The organism is Sphingomonas folli (genome assembly GCF_019429525.1).
GTDB classification, from domain to species: Bacteria; Pseudomonadota; Alphaproteobacteria; order Sphingomonadales; family Sphingomonadaceae; genus Sphingomonas; species Sphingomonas folii.
The window spans coordinates 270,289-292,294 of record NZ_JAHXZL010000002.1 but is presented as its reverse complement, the minus strand read 5'-3'; the positions used below and the strand labels follow the sequence as shown (position 1 = coordinate 292,294).

Sequence of the window (22,006 nt, the reverse complement as noted above, 5' to 3'; positions counted from 1 at the left end):
CTTGGAGGTGCCGTCCTAAAATGACGTTAATCACGGATGCGACGAGAAAGATTGCGCCGATACGACAGAGCTGGCACGTCGCGCCGCGGTCACGCAAGAGATCGGCGCGGTTAAGCGGATGGAAAGCACTTTCCGCCACTGCCGGCGCCGGCGTGCGGCGCTATCGCTCCAGCGGATAAACTGTCGAGTGTTTGAACGATCTCTTGATTTCGACGGAGCGACGGGTGAGTTGCGGCGCCAGGCCCAGGTCGCCCGCGCGATCGGCTCGCCGTTCGTCGCCGCGCTGCTCGACTCGGGCGCGCGCCAGCTGGCGCGCGCGCCGCTCACGTCGGCGGTGTTCGCGCGCTGGACCCGCGACCGGGCCGAGGCGGCCCTGGCGATGCGCTTCAACGCCGCGCTCCACGCGCTCGCGCGGCGCGACACACCGGCGCGGCTCGGCGCCTTGTACCGCGGCGAGCATGACGACGTCGACGCGGCGGTCGGCGCGGCGCTCACCCAGTACGACTCGTTCATCGCCGACTGGATGGAGCAGACCCCGCAGACCAATGAGGTGGGCCGTGCCGCGGCGATCCTCGCCGCGCTGAAGGTGGTGCGCGCGCGCTTCGACATGCCGGTCGAGCTGCTCGAGATCGGCGCGAGTGCCGGCCTCAACCTCAATCTCCATCGCTACGCCTATCGGCTGGGCGGGTCGGTGGCGGGGGAGGCCGAGTCGCCCGTGCTGATCGCGCCCGACTGGGAAGGCGCTGCCCCACCCGACACCGCGGTGGAGGTGGTAGCGGCGCGCGGCGTCGATCTGGCGCCGCTCGACCCGCGCGATCCGTCGACCTGCGAGCGGTTGATGGCGTTCGTCTTCGCCGACCAGCCGGCGCGGTCGCGTCGGCTCGAGCGCGCGCTCGCGCTCGCGCATCGCTGGCCGCCGCGGGTCGAGCGCGGCGACGCGGTCGCCTGGCTCGCCGAGCGGCTGGCCGAAGCGCCGGTCGAGGGGCGCTGCCGCGTGCTGGTGCACTCGATGGTGACGCAATATCTCGGCGCTTCGGCGCGGGCGCGGCTCGACTCGGTCGTCGCCGCGGCCGGGCAGGCGGCGACGCCGCGGCAGCCGCTGGCGCGTGTCGGCTTCGAATGGACCGCGGATCGCTCCGCCGTGCAGCTGCGCCTGACCTGCTTCCCCGGCGGCGACACGCGCGTGCTGGCGGAATGCCATCCCTATGGCGCGGCGATCAAGTGGCTCGGCTGAGGGCGGGCCGACTAACGTTCCGACGTCAAGTAGATCGACGGGGTCCGTGAAGGATACGATCGGACCCAGGCAAATCGGGTAAGTGAAACCACATCGATATACGGCGTAGCGTCAAGCGCCTCGCCTAATTTTCCTTGTCCCTGCCGCGGCACGTGATGCCGCGTCATTCACCGGATAGGGAGAATATAATGAAGTTGTTCAGATCGTTGTTGATCGCGTCCGCCGTCTCGGCGCTGAGCGCCCCCGCCGTCGCGGGTGGCATGACCCCACCGGCCGCCGACATGCCCCCCGCGGACTTGCCCCCCGCCGACACGACGCGCGCCGCGGGCGACGACACGGTGAGCACCGGCGTGGCGCGCGCGCGTGACCGGCTCGACAGCGCCACCTCGACCAGTGTGCTGCGCGAGGACGAGATCGAGCGGCTCGGCGCGCGCGGGGTCGGCGACCTGCTCCGTGACGTCCCCGGGCTCCGCTCCACCGCTGGTGCGGGTGAGGGGTATAACAGCCTGACCGTGCGCGGCCTGCCGCTCGCCTCGAGCGGCGCCAAGTTCATCCAGATCCAGGAGGACGGGCTCCCCGTCCTGGAATTCGGCGACATGATCGGGCTGAGCGGGGACGGGCTGGTCCGTCCCGATCTCATGCTCTCGCAGGTCGAGGTCATCCGCGGGGGCTCGGCCTCCACCTTCGCCTCCAACTCGCCGGGCGGCGTGGTCAACTTTCGTACGAAGACGGGCGAGGTCGAGGGCGGCTCGGTCGCCTTCACCGCGGGTCTCGACTATGACAGCTCCCGCGCCGATTTCACCTACGGCGGCCATCTGAGCGACAGCTTGCGCTTCCAGCTCGGCGGCTTCTATCGCCAGGGCGAGGGGCCGCGTCGGACCGGCTATGACGCGCAGAAGGGCGGCCAGGTTCGGCTCAACGTCACCAGGGACCTCACGACCGGCTACGTCCGCGTATACGGCAAGTATCTCAGCGACCGCACGCCTTACTATGACGCCGTGCCGTTCTGGTTCGGCGGGACCAATGCGGCACCGCGTTTCACCGGCATCGGCGGCTTCGACGAGCTGCACGACTCGCTCGGCTCGCGCTACCTTCGCACGTTCACGTTCCTGGATCGTAGCAACCGCCCGATGACGGTCGACCTCGCGGACGGACAGCATGTCCGGGAGAGCTCGCTGGGGATCGAGACGTCGTTCGAGGTGAGCGGCTGGACCGTGATTGAGCGGCTCCGCTACGCCGCAATCTCGGGCGGACTGACCTCGCCGTTCAACACCTTGTTCGGCCTGCCGCGGTTCGCCGCCGTCGGGCTGGGCGGCGCGGGTGCCACGCTCGCCTACGCGAACGGCCCGTCGGCGGGCGCCGCGATCCCGCTGGTGAGCGCCGCGCCGTTGAACGGCAACGGGCTGATCCGCGCGATGTCGCTGCTCGACATGCCCGTCAACGATTATGGCGACGTGACCAATGAGGTACGGGTCAGCCGGGTGTTCGACCTCGGCGCCGGCGAGTTGACGACCACCGCCGGTCTCTACGCCGCGCGGCAGCGGGTCGACCGTGATTTGGCCTGGGTCCTCGTCAGCACCGACCTTCGCGGCGACGGTCGATCGGCGGCGGTGGACGTCTTCGCCGCGGACGGCACGCCGCTGACGGAGCGGGGCGTGCTGGCCTATGGCAATGTCGCCTCTTATTTCGGCAACGGTCGTCCCGGTCGCCTGCGTCGCTCCGTCGTGACCGACAATGCCATTAACGCTCCGTTCGCCTCTCTCAATTACCACGTCGGTCAGCTCTCGATCGGCGGGAGCCTTCGCTATGATGTCGGCGGCGCGCGAGGACAGATGTGGGGCAGCGATCTAGGCGGCGGTCGGGTCGGCTTGGGGCAGGTCGACGTGAACGGGGACGGGACGATCTCGGGGCCTGAGCGCGTCGTCGAGCTGACGGCCTATGATCGTCCGGCGCCGGTGGATTACACCTATCATTACCTGTCCTATTCCGCCGGCGTCACCTATCGCCCGGCGGAGCCGCTGGCCGTCTTCGCGCGCTACAGCAAGGGCGCGCGCACGGGCGCGGATCGGCTGCTGTTCACGCCCGCGATCAGCACGAGCGACGGCAGCATCGTGCGGGGAAGCATGCTGCGGCGCAGCGGGGGCAAGGCGATCGACCCGGCGGTGAACGCGGTGCGGCAGGCCGAGGCCGGCGCGAAATATCGCACGGACCGGCTGACGCTCAACCTCACGGGCTTCTGGGCGACGACCACGGATACGAACTTCGACGCCATCCGCGCGCGCTCGATCCTGCGCGACTATGAGGCCAAGGGGTTGGAGTTCGAGGGCGGCGTGCGGCTCGGCGTGCTCGGCCTCAACGGCGGGGCGACCTATACCCGGGCGACGATCCGGCACGACTATCTCGATCCCTCGCTGGACGGCAACCGTCCGCGGTTTCAGCCGAAGCTCATCTTCCAGGCGACCCCTGAGATCGTCACCGACCGCGTCGCGCTCGGCGCGGTCTTCATCGGATCGACCCAGAGCTTCGCGCAGGACGAGAACAGGCTGGTCGCGCCGGGCTTCGTGACCACCAACGCGTTCGCCCAATGGCGTGCGACCGAGCGGCTCAAGGTGACGGTCAACGCGAACAACCTGTTCAATAGGCTGGCGTTCGAGGGGATCGACAACCCGACCTCCCCGGACGGGACGATCATCAGCTTCGTTCGCGGCCGTCCGCTCACGGGTCGGACGATCTCGGCGACGCTGCGGCTCGACTTCTAACCACATCGGGTTACCCGCCCGGCACGGGTGCGGTAACCCACGTTTCACGTGATACTTAAGGGGACATCCGCGTGACGGATCACCGCCGAAAGGACGAAGGAACCGCATCATGATCTCGGGGATGAGCATTCCGCGCAAGCTGGCGGTGTCGTTCTTCGTCATCATCGGCTTCGCCGCGATCATGCTGGCGGTCTTCTTCACCAACGTCTGGATGATCCGCGACGCGACCGAGGGCAACAACCGCGCGCAGACGATCTACGCCAAGGCGCTGACGCTCGAGACCTCGCTGCTGCGCGAGAACAGCCAGCTGCGCGGCTATCTGGTGACCGGCGACAAGAGCTACCTCAAATCCTACGACGAGGCGCGCACCGACTATGACCGCGCCGCGGCCGAACTCGGCCCGATGCTGACCGACTCGACCGAGCACCGGCTGCTGGAGACCGGGCGCGGCGAGGCGATGAAGTGGCGGCGCGACTGGAGCGACCGGCTGGTCGCGATGGTCAAGGCGAGGAAACGCGAGGCGGCCGAGCAGGCGGTGCGCGACGCCGGCAAGGCGGTGCTGACCAGCGCCGCGATCCTGCCGCTGCGTGACGTCCGCGACCGCGAGACCGAGGCGATGCAGCGCAACGCCGCGCGCCAGGAGAAAGCGATCACCAGCGCGACGGTCGCGCTCGTGATCGGCGGGCTGCTGCTGATCGCGGTGGCGGTGATGCTGGCGGTGATGTTGAGCCGCAGCATCGCGCGCCCCATCACGTCGCTGACCCGTCGCATGGCCGATCTGGCCAACGGCAGGCTCGACATCACCGTGCCCGCCGATCGCCGCGACGAGCTCGGCGACATGGCGCGCGCGGTGATCGTGTTCCGCGACGCGGCGCAGGCCAAGCTGACCGCCGACACCGAGCGCGAGCAGGCGATGGCGGCGATCGGCGAGGGCCTGCGCCGGCTCGCCGACGCCGACCTGACCGTGCGGCTGACCGACGTGCCGCGCTCGTTCGGGCAGATCGCGCATGATTTCAACGATGCGGTCGGCAAGCTCTCCGATCTCACCAGGAACGTTCGCGGCAGCGTGCACACGATCAAGCGCAACGCCGACGAGATCAGCCAGTCGGCGCGCGCGCTCTCCGGGCGCAGCGAGCAGCAGGCCGCGAGCCTGCGCGAGACCGCGGCGGCGATGGACGAGATCACCGCGACGGTCCGCACCGGCGCGACCAACGCCGCCAACGCCAACAGCGCCATGGCCGACGCGCGCGTCGAGGCCGAACAGGGCGGGGCGGTGGTGCGCAAGTCGGTCCAGGCGATGAACGGGATCGATCAGGCCAGCCGCGAGATCGCCGACATCATCAGCGTGATCGACGGCATCGCCTTCCAGACGAACCTGCTGGCGCTGAACGCCGGGGTCGAGGCGGCGCGCGCGGGGGACGCGGGCCGGGGCTTCGCCGTGGTCGCCTCCGAGGTACGCGCGCTGGCGCAGCGCTCCGCCGAGGCGGCATCGGACGTGAAGTCGCGGATCCTCTCGGCGATCGAGCACGTCCAGTCGGGGGTCGAACTGGTCGACGCGACGGGCAAGGCGCTCGACCGGATCATCGAGCGTGTGGTCAGCGTCAGCACGATCATGGGCACGATCGCCCGATCGGCCGACGATCAGGCGCAGAGCCTCGGCCAAGTCAATATCGCGATCGGCGAGATGGACTCGGTGACCCAGCAGAATGCCGCGATGGTCGAGGAATCGACCGCGGCGTCGCAGATGCTCGCGCACGAGGCCGAGCAGCTGGCGGGCGCGGTGGCGATCTTCACGGTCGAGCAGGCGGCACCCGCACCCGCCCCGCGGGTCGCGAAGGTGGCGAGCGCGTCCGTGCCGGCGCCGCGTCAGGCCGCCGCGGCACGACCGACGCGCGGGCCGATCCGGCTGGTCGGGAAGAGCGCGGCGGTGTCCAAGGAGGACGATTGGTCGTCCTTCTGAGCGGGGGATGCGCGCCGCGCCGGGCGTTGCCACGCGCACGCCCCGTGCGGCCCCGTGAGTCTCTCGCGGCGTGTGACGTGCCGCGACCCTAGGCCGCACGCCACCCATCGGCGACGCGGCCGACGCGTGACGGAGGGGCGCCGGACAACGTCCGGCCACGCTCGGCGCGCCTCCTATCGGCGCCATCGGTGGGCCGGTGCGGCTCGGCCGCCTCATGCGACGAGCCGGTCGCGCCGACCCAACGCCGCGACGCCTCGGCCAACACCCGCGCCCTTGATCGGCCGAGGCGGCTCGGTGCGGCATCGGTCCACGTCGGGGGACGCACGGCCGCACCTCGGTTCACGATCGGCCGGTCGAGCGGTCGGTCACGCGGCGGCCAGCGCGGTCGACCGCGCCTGTGGCGACGGTGTCGAGGATCATCGCGTCACCGCTCCCACTGGCGCAGCGACGCGATCGGAGCCGGGTCGGGTCATCGCCGCCACCACGCCCGCATCGGCGCAGCGCGTGTGGGTCGGCAGTGCGGTTAGAGCCGCGACGACGAGGCGACACTATGCCGTCACGCGGCGAGCGACGGGCTCGTCGCCGCGCTTGCCCCTGAGACGGCGCCGTGATCTAGCTAGACGGCGGCGGCCGCCTATCGCGCGAGCGGCCGCGGCGGCGACCAGCATCGTCCGCGCGGGCAGCAGCGGGGCAGGCGCGGGTGCGTCGCTGCTCACGTACGAGCTAGGATAGAGGCCGATGCGCGTGGACCCTGCCGATCCGGGTAGCGCGCGCCTCGTGCGGCTCACCCGGTTCGTCGGCGAGCGGCACCGAGGCATGCCATGCTCGGCTGCATGGCCCGGAGGTGATCCACCGCCGCGGGCGAGCCGGTCGCCGCCGCGGCGCGCGGCGCGCGGGCCCGTTCGTCCGATCGATCGAGTGCGGCGTGCGCGCGTCGATCGCGGGGAAAGTCGAGGTGCGCGAGCGTGTCGGTGACGCCGGAGCCCAGAGCCACGAGCGTCACGCCTGCGGCCCTGGGCGCCGGCGTTCGCCGGAGCACGGATCAATGGAGGTGGATCAGACGCTAGGGTGCGACGACGGTCGGATCAGAACTCCGACCAGTCGTCCTGTGCCACCGCCAGCGCGGCGCCGTTGGTGCCCGCCACGCTGCGCTGGCGGGCGCCGCGCGCGATCTCGCGGCCCGCGCTCGCCGCGCGCGACTGCAACTCGTGCACCGGCGAGGCCGCGGGGACGATCGCGGTGGTCGGTCGGCTCTTGGACAGGCGGAAGCGGGCGACCTGCGTCGCCAGCTGCGCGGCCTCGTCGGCGAGGCTGCGGGCGGCGGCGGTGGCTTCCTCGACCATGGCGGCGTTCTGCTGGGTCACGCCGTCCATCTCGCCGACCGCGGTGTTGATCTGCTGCAACCCCGTGGCCTGGTGCTTGGCCGAGTTGGCGATCGTCGCGACCAAGGTGCTGATCTCGGCGATGCGCCCAATGATGCGCTCGAGGGCGCTGCCGGTCTCGCTGACGAGACCGACCCCGGCATCGACCTGATCGGTCGAGGCGGTGATCTTGGCCTTCACGTCGCGCGCGGCGTCGGCGGAGCGCTGCGCCAGCGCGCGCACCTCGGAGGCGACCACCGCGAAGCCGCGGCCGGCGTCGCCCGCGCGCGCCGCCTCGACGCCCGCGTTGAGCGCCAGCAGGTTGGTCTGGAAGGCGATGCCGTCGATCACGCTGATGATCTCGCTGATCTCGTTCGAGGCGCGCTCGATCCCACCCATCGCCTCGACCGCGCGGCGGACGATGGCACCGGAATGCTCGGCCTCCGTGCGCGCGTCGGTGACGACGCGGTGGGCGCGCTCGGCGCCGTCGGCGGTCTCGCGCACGGTCGAGGTGATCTGCTCCATCGCCGCGGCGGTCTCCTCCAGGCTGGCGGCCTGCTGCTCGGTGCGCTGCGACAGGTCGTCCGAGGCGGCGCGGATGTCGGCGGCGCCGGTGTCGATCCCCTGGCTGGCGTTCGTCACCGCGCCGAGGACGTCCGACATCGCGTCCATCGCGCGATTGAAGTCGAGGCGGAGCCTGTCATAGTCCGCGTAGAAGGCATTCTCGATGCGATAGGTCAGGTCGTTGGCGGCGAGCCGCTCCAACCCGGTGCCGAGCGAGGTGACCACCACGCGCTGCGCCGCCGACGATTCCTCGAGCGCGATACCGTTGCGACGGAAGACGTCCATCGCCTTGGTCATGCGGCCGACGCAGTCGCCATGGTCGGTGTACCGGATCGGCGTGGCGAAGTCGCCCTTGGCGAGTCCCTCCATCCGCACGACCGTGTCGACATAGGGATCGCACACCAGCTTGCGGGCGATGAGCGTCACGATCACGAGCGCGGCCAAGGCCGCAGCGGCGACGCCGACCAGGGTCGGGTCGGACGTCGCTTCCGCGGTGGTCGCCACCGGCACCGCGCCCAGCGCCGTGTAGACGATCAGCAGCGCGGTGAACTTCGTTCGGATCGGCGCCTGCGCCTTGAACCAGCGAATCATTGCCTTCCTTCCCACCTTCCCTGGTCGGTCCGCGACACGGGCCGCTTCGATGGTCGGGGTCGTATACCGCGACCCGCTAAACTTATGTAAATATCGCGGTCAAACCTGAGATCGCGCGGCCATGCGCCGAACGTTCTGTCTCGATCCGGGAAATATAGTCGGGCGTTCGCTGTCGCGGCGATGAGTACATCGCGCGCGATAGCGACCGGCCGCGCCCGGTCGCTGCCGCCTGATCTCAGGATAAGCTTGGAGCGCCAAGTATTTGGGGTGGTTACTCCGGAAGAAACCACGCAAATTCATTGGCATCGATCATGGGTGACGGTGGCGCGCCCGGAGGGACTCGAACCCCCGGCCAAGGAGGTAGAAGCTCCTTGCTCTATCCAGCTGAGCTACGGGCGCCCGCTGACGCGCGTAGCGCGGATTGAAGCCGGAAGGAATGGCCGGCATGATCGCGCGCATGGCCGAGCCCTCGCGCACCCCGCCGCCGACCGACGCCGCGCGCGTCGACGCCACGCATTTCCGCTACTATGACCTGGTGATGGCCGCGTTCGTGGCGATCCTGCTGCTGTCGAACGTGCTCGGCGCCGGCAAGGTCGCGCGCGTGGCGCTGCCCGGCATCGGCGACTGGCCGTTCGGCGCGGGCATCCTGTTCTTCCCGGTGAGCTATATCATCGGCGACGTGCTGACCGAGGTATACGGCTACGCGCACGCGCGCCGCGTGATCTGGGTCGGTTTCGCCGCGACCGTCTTCATGGCGGCGATGGCCTGGGTGGTGGTGGCGCTGCCGCCCGCGCCCGACTGGGGCAACCAGGCGGCGTACGAGGCGGTGTTCGGCCAGGTGCCGCGCATCGTCTTCGCGAGCATGTGCGCCTTCTGGGCCGGCGAGTTCGTCAACTCCTACGTGCTCGCGCGGATGAAGGTCCTCACCGAGGGGCGCCACCTGTGGATGCGCACGATCGGCTCGACGGTCGCGGGGCAGGGGGTGGACAGCCTGATCTTCTACCCGCTCGCCTTCCTCGGCGCGCCGGGATGGACGCCGCACCTGGTGGTGGTCGTCCTGTTCACGCAATGGGCGCTCAAGACGGGCTGGGAGGCGGCGCTGACGCCGCTGACCTATCTGGTGGTCGGCTGGCTCAAGCGGGTCGAGGGAGTGGACGTCTACGACCGCGACACCGATTTCACGCCGTTCCGCGCGCGGGTGTGAGGCGAAGCAGGCTGGGAGAGAAGCGCGACTCGACCGCGTCGCTCAGGCGCCGACCGTCTCCAGCAACCCCTCGAACAGCCGCCGGCCGTCGTCGCCGCCGTGCGCCGATTCCACGCGCCGCTCGGGGTGCGGCATCAGTCCGAGCACGTTGCCCGCCGCGTTGAGCACGCCCGCGATGTCGCGCGCGCTGCCGTTCACCGGCTCGGCGTAGCGGAAGGCGACGCGGCCCTCGCCCTCGATCCGGTCGAGCGTCTCGGCGTCGGCGACATAATTGCCGTCATGGTGCGCGACCGGGAAGACGACCCGCTCCCCCGCGGCATAGCGGCTGGTGAAGGCCGTCTGCGCGTTGTCCACCGACAGCGTGACGTCGCGGCAGACGAAGTTCAGACCGGCGTTGCGCATCAGCGCGCCCGGCAGCAGCCCCGCCTCGGTGAGCACCTGGAAGCCGTTGCACACGCCCAGCACGGGCAGGCCGCGCTCGGCCCCGCTCGCCACCGCGCGCATGATCGGCGAGCGCGCGGCCATCGCGCCCGAGCGGAGATAGTCGCCGTAGGAGAAGCCGCCCGGTACCGCGACCAGGCCGACGCCGTCGGGCAGCTCGGTGTCGCGATGCCACACCATCGTCGGCGCGCGCCCGGTCACCTGCTCCAGCGCGACCGCGATGTCGCGATCGCAGTTCGAGCCCGGGAAGACGATGACCGCGGCCCTCACGCGCGCTCGATCCGGTAATTCTCGATCACGGTGTTGGCGAGCAGCTGGCGGCACATCGAGTCGACGTCGGCGTCGGACGTGCCCTCGGCGACCTCGAGCTCGATCAGCTTGCCGACCCGCGCGTCGGTGACGCCCTGGAAGCCGAGTCCCGCGAGCGCGTGCTCGATCGCCTTGCCCTGGGGGTCGAGCACGCCGGGCTTCAGTGTGACATGGATGCGCAGTCTCATGGCCGCGCGCTATGCCGCGCCGCGCCGCGCGGGGCAACCTCCCACCGCGGCGCGGGCGTGATCACTTGCCGCGGCGCTTGCGGTGGCTCTCCATGTCGAGCACCGCGGTCTCGCCGCCCTCGGGGAACAGGCCGAGCCGGCGCGCGACTTCCTGATAGGCCTCGACCTCGCCGCCGAGGTCGCGGCGGAAGCGGTCCTTGTCGAGCTTCTCGTTCGACTCCATGTCCCACAGCCGGCAGCCGTCGGGGCTGATCTCGTCCGCCAGGATGATCCGGCTATAGTCATTGTCCCAGATGCGGCCGAACTCGAGCTTGAAGTCGACCAGCCGGATCCCGACCCCGGCGAACAGGCCGCTGAGGAAGTCGTTCACGCGGATCGCCAGGTCGGCGATGTCGTGCATCTCGTCCTGGCTGGCCCAGCCGAAGGCGGCGATATGCTCGTCCGAGATCATCGGGTCGCCGAGCGCGTCGTCCTTGTAATAATATTCGAGGATGGTGCGCGGCAGCTTCACGCCCTCCTCGATGCCGAGCCGCTTCGACAGCGAGCCGGCGGCGACGTTGCGCACCACCACCTCGATCGGCACGATCTCGACCTGGCGGATCAGCTGCTCGCGCATGTTGAGGCGGCGGATGAAGTGCGTCGGCACGCCGATATGGTCGAGCAGCGTGAAGATGTGCTCGCTGATGCGGTTGTTGAGCACGCCCTTGCCGTTGATCGTCCCCTTCTTCTGGGCGTTGAAGGCGGTGGCGTCGTCCTTGAAATATTGGATCAGCGTGCCCGGCTCCGGACCCTCGTAGAGGATCTTCGCCTTGCCCTCGTAGATCTGCCGCCGCCGTGCCATCGCTCACCCTCGGAAAAGGAACGCCCCGGCGGAGCAGTCGCGCGGCCGGGGCGGGAATCAGCCGCCGTATAGGGGAAGGGGGGAGGCGCTGCAAATCAGCTCAGCGGGCGAAGGCGCGCGCCAGCAGCCGCTTCGTCTCCGCCCACGCAGCGCTCTCGGGCGCGATCAGCTCGACATGGCCGGTCGCCGGCACCGTGTGGAGCGCGGCGCGGTCGCCGGCGGCGAGCGCGCGCGCGACATAGTCGGTGGCGAGACGGTAAGGGATGATCCGATCCTCGCGACCGTTGACCAGGTCCTGCGGCACGCCGAGCGGCAGCAGCCGCGGCACCGACGTGTCGGCATAGGGGTCGGCGCGGTCGCCGCCGACCAGCCGCGCCACCACCTCGGTGCCGCAGCCATTGTCGGGGCTCGCCGCGGTCGCCGCCAGGTCGGGCAGGCCGCCGAGGCTGATGACGCGCGCGATCGGGAGCGGGTCGGCGCGGCGCAGCGGGCTGTCGCCGGGGAGTCGCGCGCGCCCGGCGAGCCACAGCGCGAGATGGCCGCCGGCGGAATGGCCGATCGCGACGATATGGCGCAGGTCGAGCCCGAGCGCCGGCCCCTCCGCGCGGATCAGGTCGGTGGCCGCGGCGGCGTCGGCGAAGGTGCCGGGATAGCCGCCGCCGGCGCGGTCGACCCCGCGATAGTCGATGTTCCACACCGCATAGCCGGCGCGGCGCAGGTCGTCCGCGACCCAGTCCATCAGCCGCCGGTCGGCGATCCCGGTCTGCCAGCAGCCGCCGTGCACCATCAGCACGGTACGATAGGGTCGCGCGCCACGCGGCAGCCACACGTCCACCTTCTGCATCGCGTCGTCGCCGTAGGAGAGCGTGCGATCGGGCGCCGGGCGCGGGCGCGCGGTCAGGTCGGCCCAGGTCAGCGGGCGGTGCGGCGCGGTCGGGGCGGTCATCGCCGGCGAGCATGAGGCCAGCAGCAGCGCGACGGCAAGCGCCGCGCGAGTCACGACGAGGCCTCGCTCGGGGTACGGCCCGGCTCGGCGGCGGGGCGCCTGCCGCGCTCGCGCCACAGCGCGGGCAGGGTGAGCAGCGCCACCCCTGCCACCGCGCACAGCGTGCGCACCCAGACGGGGAAGGGGCCGTAGCGCTGGTCGACGTAATAGACGCCGTAGACGATCGCGACGTGCCACACATAGACGTAGAGCGAGTGCCGGCCGAGCAGCCGCAGGAACGGCACCGAGAACAGCCCGCGCACCACGCCCGCCGCCTGCCGCACCCAGCCGCGCGCGTGCCGCGGCCCCGCGATCATCAGCCACGCCAGCCCGATCGCTACCGCGGCGAAGTTGACCAGATAGACCAGGCTGAAGTCGGCGCGGACCTCGAGCAGCTCGATGCGCCTGATCGCCACGTCGGGTAGGATGCCGCGTGCGGTGAGCAGCCGGATCGGCAGGAAGAACAGGCACACCGCCAGCGCGATCCTGGCGACGCCGCTCGCCTCGGGACGGAACAGCCGATGCCAGTCGATCCGCCCCGAGGCGGTCAGCGCGCCAGCGATCATCCCCGAGAAGAAGACGATCTGCCAGCCCAGCAGGTTGAAGCCCGCGCGCAGGCCCTGCCCGTCCGAGGCGGTGAACCAGCGCCCGAGCGGGTCGGTCAGCGCGTGCTGGAAGCCGAGCTGCCCCGCCAACCACAGCAGCCCCGAGACGGTCGCCACCAGCGCGACGCGCCCGTCGAGGCACAGCTTCAGGATCGGCGGCGCGACGAGCATGTACAGGACATATTGCGGCAGGATGTCCATGACGGTCGGCTGGAACACGAAGGTGGCGATGGCGAACAGCCGCAGTGGCTCGCCGGTCAGGCTGGTGTGGCCGAGCCAATTGCCCCACAGCCGCGCCGCGTCGGGCAGCACCAGCCGCGCGAGCAACACCGCGACGACGATCCCCATCGCGTAGCGATACAGCTCGAAGGCGCGCGCCCAGACCAGCCGGCTCGCCGCGGGTGCACCCAGCCTGAGCATCTTGCGGCCGTACACCAGCCCGATCATCAGGCCCGACAGGGAGACGAAGCCCTGCGCGTCCTCGACATAGGCGAACTGGTTGTGATTGATCCGCTGCAGCCACAGCTCGCCCTGGAAGACGAGGTGGTTGATCAGCATGAACACCAGGAAGAAGCCGCGCAGCCCGTCGATCATCCCGTAGCGTGGCAAACAGCGGCTCCCGTGCGTGGCGTGGATGCGCGGCGGCGCTAGGCACACCGGCGCACCCGCGTGTAGCGCAGGACCGCGCCCGATCGATACCGCCGCGGCTCCGCTCGTCGCGGAAAGCGCGGCGGTGATCGCTCAGCGCGCGCGCCGCGCCGCCGTGCGCCAGGGCGCAGCGAAGCGCCGTCGCTGCAAGGCCGCGATCCCCGCCAGCAGCGATTCGACGAAGGTGTGGATGCCGCCCGACAGCGTGTCGTGATGGCGGGCAAAGGCTTCGCTCTCGAAATCCATGTTCATGACGGTCCTCCATCGCTGGAGGCGCCGAGATAGGCCTCGCAGGCGCAGCACACCAACAAAGAGCTGGCCCAAGTTGATAAGGCCCGCTTATGCTCCGAGCATGCGCCAGCTCCCGCCGCTCGCCGCCGTCCGCGTGTTCGAGGCCGCCGCGCGGCACGAGAATTTCACCGCGGCGGCTGGCGAGCTGGGGATGACCCAGGCGGCCGTGAGCTATCAGATCCGGCTGCTGGAGGAGCGGCTCGGCGTGCCGCTCTTCCGCCGCGAGCGTCGCCGCGTGGCGCTCACCGAGGCGGGGCGCCGCGTCGGCGCGCAGCTCGCGGCGGCCTTCGACTCGATCGACGCGGCCTTCGCCGGCCTGCGCGCCGAGGACGAGGCGGTGCTGACCGTCTCGGTCACCAACACCTTCGCCAACACCTGGCTGGCGTGGCGGCTCGGCGGCTTTCACCTCGCGCACCCGTCCACGGCGGTACGGCTGTGGACCAGCGACGGGCTCGTCGACTTCGCCGCCGACGAGGTGGACGTCGCGATCCGCTCGGGGCCGGGCGGCTGGCCGGGGCTGGCGCAGCACGCTCTGCTGCCGCTCGACTTCACCCCGATGTGCTCGCCCGGCTTCCTCGCCGCGCACGGCGGGCGGCTCGCGCCGGTCGACCTGCTGGAGCTGCCGCTGATCAGCGCGCAGGACCCGTGGTGGGCGCACTGGCTGCGCGAGGCCGGGCTGGACGCGGTCGGGGCGCGGCGGACGGGGATGCGGCTCGACTCGCAGGCGCACGAGGGCCATGCCGCGATCGCGGGGCAGGGCGTGGCGATGCTGACGCCCTTCTTCTGGCACAATGACCTCGCGTCGGGGCGGCTGGTGCGCCCGTTCGCGCAGCTGTCCTCGATGGGCGAGGCCTATTGGCTGGTCTACCCGGAGGCGCGCGCCAAGGTGCTCAAGATCCGGCGTTTCCGCGAGTGGCTGAGCGAGGCGCTGGGACGCGACCGCGCCGCCGCGGGGGGCTGAGCCGGGCCGCACCGCGCGCGGAACGGTTGTGGAACGGGGCCGCGCGCTGCTAGCAGCCTGATCCATGGCGACCGACGCGACCGCTCTCCCCCCCGACAACCCGCCCGTCGGCGTGCTCGACGCGCCCTTCGACAGCGCGCTGTCGGAGCGCTATCTCGTCTACGCGCTGTCGACGATCACCGCGCGCTCGCTGCCCGACGTGCGCGACGGGCTCAAGCCGGTGCACCGCCGCCTGCTCTGGGCGATGCGGCTGCTGCGGCTCGATCCCGCCTCGGGCTACAAGAAGTGCGCGCGCGTCGTCGGCGACGTGATCGGCAAATATCACCCGCACGGCGACCAGTCGGTCTACGACGCGATGGTGCGGCTCGCGCAGGATTTCGCGCTGCGCTACCCGCTCGTCGACGGCCAGGGCAATTTCGGCAACATCGACGGCGATAACGCCGCCGCCTACCGCTACACCGAGGCGCGGTTGACCCAGGTCGCGATCGACCTGATGGACGGGCTCGACGAGGACGCCGCCGAGTTCCGCCCGACCTACAACGGCGAGGAGCAGGAACCCGAGCTCTTCCCGGGCGCCTTCCCCAACCTGCTCGCCAACGGCGCCGCGGGGATCGCGGTGGGGATGGCGACCAGCGTGCCGCCGCACAATGCTGCCGAACTGCTCGAGGCGGCGATCCTGCTGGTCGACACACCCGACGCCGACGACGCGGCGATCCTCGCCCACGTCCGCGGTCCGGACTTTCCCACGGGCGGGCTGCTGGTGGACGCGCCCGCGGTCATCGCCGAGGCCTATGCCACCGGGCGCGGCGCCTTCCGCGTCCGCGCGCGCTGGGCGGTCGAGCGCGAGAAAGGCGGGGCGTGGACGATCGTCGTCAGTGAGATCCCCTATGGCGTGCAGAAGGGCAAGCTGATCGAGCAGGTCGCCGCCTTGATCAACGATCGCAAGCTGCCGATCCTCGCCGACGTGCGCGACGAGAGCGACGCCGATATCCGGCTGGTGCTGGAACCGCGCAGCCGCACCGTCGACCCGCAGGTGCTGATGGACGGGCTGTTCCGCCTCTCCGACCTGGAGACGCGCATCCCGCTCAACCTCAACGTGCTCGACAAGGACCGCACGCCGCGCGTGATGTCGCTGCGCGAGGCGCTCGCGGCCTGGGTCGAGCATCAGTTCGTCGTGCTGCGCCGGCGGACCGAGCACCGGCTCGGCAAGATCGCCGACCGGCTCGAGCTGCTCGGCGGCTATCTCATCGCCTTCCTCAACCTCGATCGGGTGATCGAGATCATCCGCACCGAGGACGAGCCCAAGGCGGTGATGATGGCGGAGTTCGCGCTCTCCGACCGTCAGGCCGAGGCGATCCTCAACATGCGGCTGCGCTCGCTGCGCCGGCTCGAGGAGATGGAGCTGCGGCGCGAGCGCGACACGCTGACGAAGGAGCAGGAGACGCTCACCCAGCTGCTCGGCTCGGAGGCGCGCCAGCGCACGCGGCTGAAGCGCGACTTCGCCAAGGTGCGCGACCGCTACGGCGTCGAGACGAAGCTGGGCGCGCGCCGCACCACGATCGAGGAGCAGGCCGCCGCGCGCGAGATCCCGCTGGAGGCGATGATCGAGCGCGAGCCGATCTCGGTGATCCTGTCCGAGCGCGGCTGGATCCGCGCGATGAAGGGCCATGTCGACCTCTCCGCGCCCGAGACGATGAAGTTCAAGGAGGGTGACGGCCCCGCCTTCGCCTTCCACGCGCACACCACCGATAAATTGCTGCTGGCGGCGGGGAACGGGCGCTTCTTCACGCTCGCCGCGGACAAGCTGCCCGGCGGCCGCGGCTTCGGCGAGCCGGTGCGCGCCTCGATCGACCTCGACGGCAGCGTGCCGATCGTGGCGCTGCTCCGCGCCGGCGCGGCCGAGCGGCTGCTCATCGCGGCCAGCGACGGGCGCGGCTTCGTCGTGCCGGGCGCCGAGGTGATCGCCGAGACGCGCAAGGGTAAGACGGTGATGACGCCGCGGCCGGGCGCACGGCTGGTCGTCGTCTATCGCGTCGCGCCCGCGGACGATTTCGTCGCGGTGATCGGCGACAATCGCAAGCTGGCGCTCTTCCCGATGGCCGACCTGCCCGAGATGACGCGCGGGCAGGGGGTGCAGCTGCAGCGCTACCGCGAGGGCGGTCTCGCCGACGCGCGCACGTTGGTGTTCGCCGAGGGGCTGAGCTGGGCGATGGGCGGGGGTAGCGGACGCGTGCGCACCGAGACCGACCTGTCGGCGTGGCGCACCGCGCGCGGGGCGGCGGGACGTATGCCCCCCAACGGCTTCCCGCGCGACAATCGGTTCTGACGTCCGCTCGCTGGAGCGCTGGCGGAGCGTCCCGTTCCGACACGTCGTCTCGGCAGGTAAATACAACCGTTACGGCCCAATTTGATTTCCGTAAGCCCGTCTTAACCGTTGCGATCTAGGGCAGAACCCGATGGCAACGCGTTCTCCCCTGCTGGCGACGGAGTCGACCGAGTCGACCTCCGCCGCGCATGCCCGCACCGCGGTCGCGCCCGGGCTGGGACTGACCGCGACGCAGGGGTCGCTCGAGCTCGTGCCGATCCCGCTCCTGATCGCGCGGCTGCGCGCCGGGCGGATCGATCATGAGAACAGCAACCGCGCTTTCGCCCGCGTTGGCCTGCAGCACGAGCGCGCGATCGACCCGTTGATCGCCTCCTTCCTGCGCACCGGCCACGAGGAGGCCGAGATCAACTGGTCGACCGGCGAGACCGTCGAGCGGCGCCACTACCGCCTCAGCTTCGCGCTGATCCCTAACCGGCCCGAGCCCACCGCGGTGGTGTCCTTCGTCGATCAGACCGCGGAGGTGCGCACCGAGGAGACGCTGCGGCGCGAGATGACGACCGACAGCCTCACCGGTCTGTCCAATCGCGGCGGCTTCACCGACGCGCTGGAGGCGATGATCGAGGAGGGCGCGTCGCGCTGGGCGGTGCTGATGATCGACCTGGAGCGGTTCAGCCGCTTCAACGCCTGCCTCGGCTCGCTGACCGGGGACGAGCTGCTGATCACGGTGGCGCGCCGGATCAAGGGCGCACTGCGCAGCCGCGACGTGCTGGCGCGCACCGGCGGCGACGAGTTCGGCGTGCTGCTGACGATCGACCAGGACGACCAGGAGGCGGACCATGTCGCGCGGCGTATCCGCGAGGCGCTGGCGACACCGTTCCGACTGAGCGACTTCGAGCTGCGCGTGTCGTGCGCGATCGGGATCGCCTACGGCGACTCGGTCACCGACGACGCCGAGGACGTGATCCGCCACGCGCAGGTGGCGATGAAGCGCTCCAAGGCGACGAAGAGCGCCGAGGCCTATCAGACCCGCGCGCTCGACAGCGCGCGCGAGGAGTTCGCGATGGAGACCGCGCTGCGCCGCGCGATCGAGAACGAGCAGCTCCACCTCGTCTATCAGCCTATCCTCGACCTCACCTCGGGCAAGGTCAGCAGCTTCGAGGCGCTGGCGCGCTGGACCGACGAGCAGGGGACGCAGGTGCCGCCGGTGCGCTTCATCCCGGTGGCGGAGGAATCGGGACTGATCGTCCCGCTCGGCCGCTGGGCGGTCGACACCGCGATGCAGACGCTGGCGGGCTGGGATCGGCGCTGGGGCGGGGGCTGTGGCGCGGCAGTGGCGGTCAACGTCTCGCCGATCCAGCTCCAGCGCGACTCGATCCCCGGCATGGTCGAGCGCGCGCTCGGTGCCGCGGGACTCGGCGGCGCGCGGCTCAAGCTCGAGCTGACCGAGAGCGCGATCATCGCCGACCCCGATCGCATCGCGGGCGTGCTGATGGCGCTCAAGGAGCTGGGCACCGTGATCGCGATGGACGATTTCGGCACCGGCTTCTCCAACCTCGCCTCGCTCCACACGCTGCCGATCGACTTGCTCAAGATCGACCGCAGCTTCGTCACCGGCATGCTGACCGACCGCGACCAGCTCGCGATCGTGCGCGCGATCCTGGGCCTCTCCAAGGCGCTCGGCATGGACACGGTGGCGGAGGGGATCGAGACGGTCGAGCTCGGCCAGACGCTCGGCGCGCTCGGCTGCACCTATGGCCAGGGCTATGCCTATGCCCGCCCGCTCGACGCGGACGCCGCCTACGACTTCCTGGTCGCGCGCAACGCCTGAGCGACTTCCTCGTCGGCGATCGCCTCGGCGCGCGCGGCGTCGGGGAAATCCTCGGCGATCCAGCGATCCTCGACTCGCCTGAGCACGCGCGCCACCTCCGGCCCGCGCGTCAGCCCGCGCGCCACCAGCGTACCGCCGCCGATCGGCAGAGCGGGCGGCGTCCACGCGCTCAGCGGCGCCGGGTCGGCACCGGCGAGCAGCAGCCGGTCGAGCGCACTGGCGGTGCCGACCCGGTAGCCGAGCGCGCGCGCGCCCTCGTCGCCCGCGCCCGCGCCCGCCTGCACCAGCCGCCTGCGATCCGCGTTCGAGAGCTTGAGCCGCGCGCCGACCCCCTCCGCCGCCGCGCGGGGCAGCAGCGCGGCGAGGCGACGCACCGGGTCGGGCGCCACGCCCGCGTCGCGCTCGCGATCGGCCAGCGCGGCGAGCCGCGCCACGCCGTCGCGGTCGATCTCGGGCAGCACCGGGCGGAAGATGCCGCGGTCGTGCATCAGTCGCACGACAGCCACCGCCCCCGGCGCGACCAGCAGCTTGAGCAGCTCGGCGGCCACGCGTTCGCGGCTCAGCGCCATCAGATCGTTGGCACGGTCGACACAGGCGGCGAGACCCGCGGCGTCGATCGTGTCCCCGAAGCGCGCGTGGAAGCGGAAGAAGCGGAGGATACGGAGATGGTCCTCCGCGATCCGCCGGTGCGGTTCGCCGATGAAGCGGACGCGCCGCGCCGCGAGATCGTCGAGCCCGCCGAAATGATCGACGATCGCGCCGCTGACCGGGTCGGCGTAGAGCGCGTTGATCGTGAAGTCGCGCCGCGCCGCGTCCTCGCGCCAGTCCTCGGCGAAGGCGACGACCGCGTGGCGACCGTCGGTCGCGACGTCGCGGCGCAGCGTCGTCACCTCGACCACGGTGCCCTGGCTCACCGCGGTGACGGTGCCGTGCGCGATCCCGGTGGGCACCGCGCGAATGCCCGCGCCCTCGAGCCGACGCACTACCTCCTCAGGCACATAGGGCGTGGCGAGGTCGATGTCGGCGACATCGAGCCCCAGCAGGGTGTCGCGCACCGCGCCGCCGACGTAGCGCGCGTGCCCGCCCGCGGCGTCGAGCGCCTGCTCCAGCGCGGCGAGCCCGGGGCGGGACCGCCACGCCGCGTCGGGCAGCGTCACGCCGCCCATCGCAGCCGCCGCGACAGGTTGACGATCATCCCCGCGGTCGCGCCCCAGATGCGGCGCTCGCCCCACAGCAGCTCGACATAGGCGCGCTCGCGCCCCTGGAAGGTGGCGGTGCGGGGGCGATGGTTCGCCGCGTCGAGGAGGAAGTCGAGCGGCACCTCGAACACCGCCGCCACCTCGGCCTCGCTCGCGACCAGCGGCAGGTCGGGCGGCACCACGCCGATCACGGGGGTGACGCGATAGCCGGTGCCGGTGCGATAGCGGTCGGAGGTGCCGATCACCTCCACCGCCGCGCGCGGCAGCGCGATCTCCTCCTCGGCCTCGCGCAGCGCCGCGGCGACCGCGTCCTCGCCGGGATCGAGCCGGCCGCCGGGGAAGGCGACCTGGCCGGCGTGGCGGCGCAAGGTCTCGGTCCGCTGCGTCAGGATCACGCCGGGGCGGGCGCGGTCGGTGACCGCGACCAGTACCGCCGCCTCGGTCAGCGCCGCGCCGCCCGAGAGGTCGCCGTCGTCACCCGCGATCAGCGCGGTGGCCTCGTCGGACACCAGGGCGGCGGAGAGCCGCTCGGCCAGGGTCATCGCGGCTGAAGCGCGAAGAAGGCGCCCGCGCTCCATATGCCGGGCGGCGAGTCGTCGCCGGCGAGCGCGCGCTCCGCGAGCTCATAGTAGAGCGGGCGCGCCACCAGCGCCTCCAGCCCGCCGCGCACCAGCAGATAGGGGCGGGGGCCGTCGTCGCGCTCGACGAAGCGCAGCGGGTGGTCTGCCGAGGCGGTCACCACGTCACCGGTGTTGAGCCGGAAGGCCAGCGTCGAGTCGCGGCCGTCCCCCTCGGCCTTGAGCTCGACCGCGACGAAGGGTGCGTCCTCCACCGCGATGTCGAGCTTCTCCACCGGGGTGACGAGGACGTGCCCGCCGTCGGGTTCGCGGCGCAGGATGCGGCTGAATGCGCGCACCATCGCGGGGCGCGTGATCGGGCTGCCCTGATGGTACCAGGTGCCATCGCGCGCGATGCGCATCTCGCTGTCGCCACAATGGGTCGGGTTCCAGCGCTCGACCGGGGGCAGTTGATCGCTCTCGGCCAGGCGCGCGATGTCGGCGACCGACAAAGTGCTGAAATCGGGTGGGGGCGCCATCGGCATGCGCGCCAGTTAGGGCGCGCGGGCGCGGCGGTAAAGGTTTAGGCCGCGGCGCTGACCCGCGGCGCGATCGCGCCCGTGCCGCACGGCACGCCGGCGCCGCGCGCGAGCAGGCGGTGGCGCTCGACCGGGCCGGGCAGCCGCCAGCCGCCCGTCGCCGCCGCGCTGAAGCCGAAGAAGCGGCCGTAATAGTCCGGGTCGCCGATCAGCATGAGGTTCAGCCCGCGCGAGTCGGCCGCGGCGAGCGCCGCGGCGGTCAGCCGGCGCCCGAACCCGGCCTGCTGCCGCTCAGGCGCGACCGCGACGGGGCCGACCAGCACCAGGGGCACCTCACCGCCGTCATCGCCGACGAAGCGCACCGGCCAGCATTGGATCGTGCCGAGCAGCGTCTCGCCTTCCACGAGCGCGAAGCTCAGCTCGCTGAGCGGCGCGGTGCCGGCGCGCAGCCGGTAGGCGGTGCGCGCGCGGCGGTCGGCGCCGAAGGCGCGGTCGAGCAGCGCTTCCACGTCCGCCGCTGCCACCCTCTCGATCGCCACCATCTCGGCCACAGCGCGCTTCCTCGACGCCCGACGGGGAGGCGCGGGCGCGGGCGCTTTAGCCGGACCGCGCCCG

The 22,006-nt window shown here is 71.3% G+C and carries 19 protein-coding genes and 1 tRNA gene; 7 read left to right on the top strand and 13 right to left on the bottom strand.

The window, feature by feature from the left end:
* Positions 1–229 precede the first annotated feature (229 nt).
* From KZ813_RS03915 to KZ813_RS03905, 3 genes are all read left to right on the top strand, one after another.
* Complete coding sequence (locus KZ813_RS03915) at positions 230–1,234, top strand: DUF2332 domain-containing protein (RefSeq protein ID WP_258046383.1); 1,005 nt, start codon at positions 230–232, stop codon at positions 1,232–1,234.
* A 188-nt stretch (positions 1,235–1,422) separates the two neighbouring features.
* On the top strand, positions 1,423–3,993 hold the full coding sequence (locus KZ813_RS03910) for a TonB-dependent receptor domain-containing protein (RefSeq protein WP_219753652.1): 2,571 nt from the start codon (positions 1,423–1,425) through the stop codon (positions 3,991–3,993).
* A 109-nt stretch (positions 3,994–4,102) separates the two neighbouring features.
* Positions 4,103–5,953: a methyl-accepting chemotaxis protein gene (locus KZ813_RS03905; protein WP_258046382.1), complete on the top strand. Its 1,851-nt coding sequence runs from the start codon at positions 4,103–4,105 to the stop codon at positions 5,951–5,953.
* A gap of 784 nt (positions 5,954–6,737) precedes the next feature.
* Here KZ813_RS03905 and KZ813_RS03900 read toward each other — a convergent pair.
* From KZ813_RS03900 to KZ813_RS03890, 3 genes are all read right to left on the bottom strand, one after another.
* Positions 6,738–6,956, bottom strand: coding sequence for a hypothetical protein (locus tag KZ813_RS03900; RefSeq protein ID WP_219753651.1), 219 nt, complete (start codon positions 6,954–6,956; stop codon positions 6,738–6,740).
* 82 nt (positions 6,957–7,038) lie between these two features.
* Positions 7,039–8,469 carry a methyl-accepting chemotaxis protein gene (locus KZ813_RS03895; protein ID WP_219753650.1) on the bottom strand — a complete coding sequence of 477 codons (1,431 nt, stop codon included), beginning with the start codon at positions 8,467–8,469 and terminating at the stop codon, positions 7,039–7,041.
* Positions 8,470–8,791: 322 nt separating this feature from the next.
* Positions 8,792–8,868 (bottom strand) — tRNA-Arg (locus KZ813_RS03890).
* A gap of 58 nt (positions 8,869–8,926) precedes the next feature.
* Between KZ813_RS03890 and KZ813_RS03885 the strand changes: the two genes are divergently transcribed.
* The gene (locus KZ813_RS03885; protein WP_219753845.1) at positions 8,927–9,673 is read left to right on the top strand and encodes a queuosine precursor transporter; all 747 of its coding nucleotides are present in this window, start codon (positions 8,927–8,929) and stop codon (positions 9,671–9,673) included.
* Positions 9,674–9,715: 42 nt separating this feature from the next.
* Here the strand turns inward: KZ813_RS03885 and purQ are convergent, their stop codons facing one another.
* From purQ to KZ813_RS03855, 6 genes are all read right to left on the bottom strand, one after another.
* Positions 9,716–10,384 carry a phosphoribosylformylglycinamidine synthase subunit PurQ gene (gene purQ / locus KZ813_RS03880; RefSeq protein ID WP_219753649.1) on the bottom strand — a complete coding sequence of 223 codons (669 nt, stop codon included), beginning with the start codon at positions 10,382–10,384 and terminating at the stop codon, positions 9,716–9,718.
* A complete protein-coding gene (gene purS, locus KZ813_RS03875; protein WP_219753648.1) occupies positions 10,381–10,611 on the bottom strand; it encodes a phosphoribosylformylglycinamidine synthase subunit PurS in 231 nt (76 codons plus the stop codon). Before purS ends, purQ begins: the two co-directional genes overlap by 4 nt.
* A gap of 61 nt (positions 10,612–10,672) precedes the next feature.
* The gene (gene purC, locus KZ813_RS03870) at positions 10,673–11,452 is read right to left on the bottom strand and encodes a phosphoribosylaminoimidazolesuccinocarboxamide synthase (RefSeq protein ID WP_132907417.1); all 780 of its coding nucleotides are present in this window, start codon (positions 11,450–11,452) and stop codon (positions 10,673–10,675) included.
* Positions 11,453–11,552: 100 nt separating this feature from the next.
* Positions 11,553–12,398: an alpha/beta hydrolase gene (locus tag KZ813_RS03865; protein ID WP_219753647.1), complete on the bottom strand. Its 846-nt coding sequence runs from the start codon at positions 12,396–12,398 to the stop codon at positions 11,553–11,555.
* Positions 12,399–12,448: 50 nt separating this feature from the next.
* Positions 12,449–13,651 carry an OpgC family protein gene (locus KZ813_RS03860; RefSeq protein WP_219753646.1) on the bottom strand — a complete coding sequence of 401 codons (1,203 nt, stop codon included), beginning with the start codon at positions 13,649–13,651 and terminating at the stop codon, positions 12,449–12,451.
* A gap of 132 nt (positions 13,652–13,783) precedes the next feature.
* Positions 13,784–13,942 carry a hypothetical protein gene (locus tag KZ813_RS03855; protein ID WP_219753645.1) on the bottom strand — a complete coding sequence of 53 codons (159 nt, stop codon included), beginning with the start codon at positions 13,940–13,942 and terminating at the stop codon, positions 13,784–13,786.
* 100 nt (positions 13,943–14,042) lie between these two features.
* On the opposite strand from KZ813_RS03855, the gene gcvA reads away from it, so the two are divergent.
* The 3 genes from gcvA to KZ813_RS03840 all read left to right on the top strand — a co-directional run bounded on the left by gcvA (position 14,043) and on the right by KZ813_RS03840 (position 19,096).
* Complete coding sequence (gene gcvA / locus KZ813_RS03850) at positions 14,043–14,942, top strand: transcriptional regulator GcvA (RefSeq protein ID WP_219753644.1); 900 nt, start codon at positions 14,043–14,045, stop codon at positions 14,940–14,942.
* 64 nt (positions 14,943–15,006) lie between these two features.
* Positions 15,007–17,268, top strand: coding sequence for a DNA topoisomerase IV subunit A (gene parC, locus KZ813_RS03845; protein ID WP_219753643.1), 2,262 nt, complete (start codon positions 15,007–15,009; stop codon positions 17,266–17,268).
* Between the two features lie 130 nt (positions 17,269–17,398).
* Complete coding sequence (locus tag KZ813_RS03840) at positions 17,399–19,096, top strand: putative bifunctional diguanylate cyclase/phosphodiesterase (RefSeq protein WP_219753642.1); 1,698 nt, start codon at positions 17,399–17,401, stop codon at positions 19,094–19,096.
* On the opposite strand, the gene KZ813_RS03835 is transcribed toward KZ813_RS03840, so the two are convergent.
* From KZ813_RS03835 to KZ813_RS03820, 4 genes are read right to left on the bottom strand one after another with little or no spacing between them, the layout of a single operon-like run.
* Positions 19,066–20,262 carry a CCA tRNA nucleotidyltransferase gene (locus tag KZ813_RS03835; protein ID WP_219753641.1) on the bottom strand — a complete coding sequence of 399 codons (1,197 nt, stop codon included), beginning with the start codon at positions 20,260–20,262 and terminating at the stop codon, positions 19,066–19,068. The two genes, KZ813_RS03840 and KZ813_RS03835, sit on opposite strands and share 31 nt — an antisense overlap.
* On the bottom strand, positions 20,250–20,837 hold the full coding sequence (locus KZ813_RS03830) for a CoA pyrophosphatase (protein ID WP_219753640.1): 588 nt from the start codon (positions 20,835–20,837) through the stop codon (positions 20,250–20,252). The genes KZ813_RS03835 and KZ813_RS03830 overlap by 13 nt, the downstream gene beginning before the upstream one ends.
* The gene (locus KZ813_RS03825; protein WP_219753639.1) at positions 20,834–21,397 is read right to left on the bottom strand and encodes a DUF1285 domain-containing protein; all 564 of its coding nucleotides are present in this window, start codon (positions 21,395–21,397) and stop codon (positions 20,834–20,836) included. The genes KZ813_RS03830 and KZ813_RS03825 overlap by 4 nt, the downstream gene beginning before the upstream one ends.
* 38 nt (positions 21,398–21,435) lie before the next feature.
* Positions 21,436–21,942, bottom strand: coding sequence for a GNAT family N-acetyltransferase (locus KZ813_RS03820; protein ID WP_373369243.1), 507 nt, complete (start codon positions 21,940–21,942; stop codon positions 21,436–21,438).
* Positions 21,943–22,006: the final 64 nt, after the last annotated feature.

Coding starts and splice junctions, on each gene's coding strand:
- KZ813_RS03910 (WP_219753652.1), top strand. CDS start 1,423: ATGAAGTTGTTCAGATCGTTGTTGATCGCGTCCGCCGTCTCGGCGCTG.
- KZ813_RS03905 (WP_258046382.1), top strand. CDS start 4,103: ATGATCTCGGGGATGAGCATTCCGCGCAAGCTGGCGGTGTCGTTCTTC.
- KZ813_RS03895 (WP_219753650.1), bottom strand. CDS start 8,469: ATGATTCGCTGGTTCAAGGCGCAGGCGCCGATCCGAACGAAGTTCACC.
- KZ813_RS03885 (WP_219753845.1), top strand. CDS start 8,927: ATGGCCGAGCCCTCGCGCACCCCGCCGCCGACCGACGCCGCGCGCGTC.
- purS (WP_219753648.1), bottom strand. CDS start 10,611: ATGAGACTGCGCATCCATGTCACACTGAAGCCCGGCGTGCTCGACCCC.
- purC (WP_132907417.1), bottom strand. CDS start 11,452: ATGGCACGGCGGCGGCAGATCTACGAGGGCAAGGCGAAGATCCTCTAC.
- KZ813_RS03865 (WP_219753647.1), bottom strand. CDS start 12,398: ATGACCGCCCCGACCGCGCCGCACCGCCCGCTGACCTGGGCCGACCTG.
- KZ813_RS03855 (WP_219753645.1), bottom strand. CDS start 13,942: ATGAACATGGATTTCGAGAGCGAAGCCTTTGCCCGCCATCACGACACG.
- gcvA (WP_219753644.1), top strand. CDS start 14,043: ATGCGCCAGCTCCCGCCGCTCGCCGCCGTCCGCGTGTTCGAGGCCGCC.
- parC (WP_219753643.1), top strand. CDS start 15,007: ATGGCGACCGACGCGACCGCTCTCCCCCCCGACAACCCGCCCGTCGGC.
- KZ813_RS03840 (WP_219753642.1), top strand. CDS start 17,399: ATGGCAACGCGTTCTCCCCTGCTGGCGACGGAGTCGACCGAGTCGACC.
- KZ813_RS03835 (WP_219753641.1), bottom strand. CDS start 20,262: ATGGGCGGCGTGACGCTGCCCGACGCGGCGTGGCGGTCCCGCCCCGGG.
- KZ813_RS03830 (WP_219753640.1), bottom strand. CDS start 20,837: ATGACCCTGGCCGAGCGGCTCTCCGCCGCCCTGGTGTCCGACGAGGCC.
- KZ813_RS03825 (WP_219753639.1), bottom strand. CDS start 21,397: ATGCCGATGGCGCCCCCACCCGATTTCAGCACTTTGTCGGTCGCCGAC.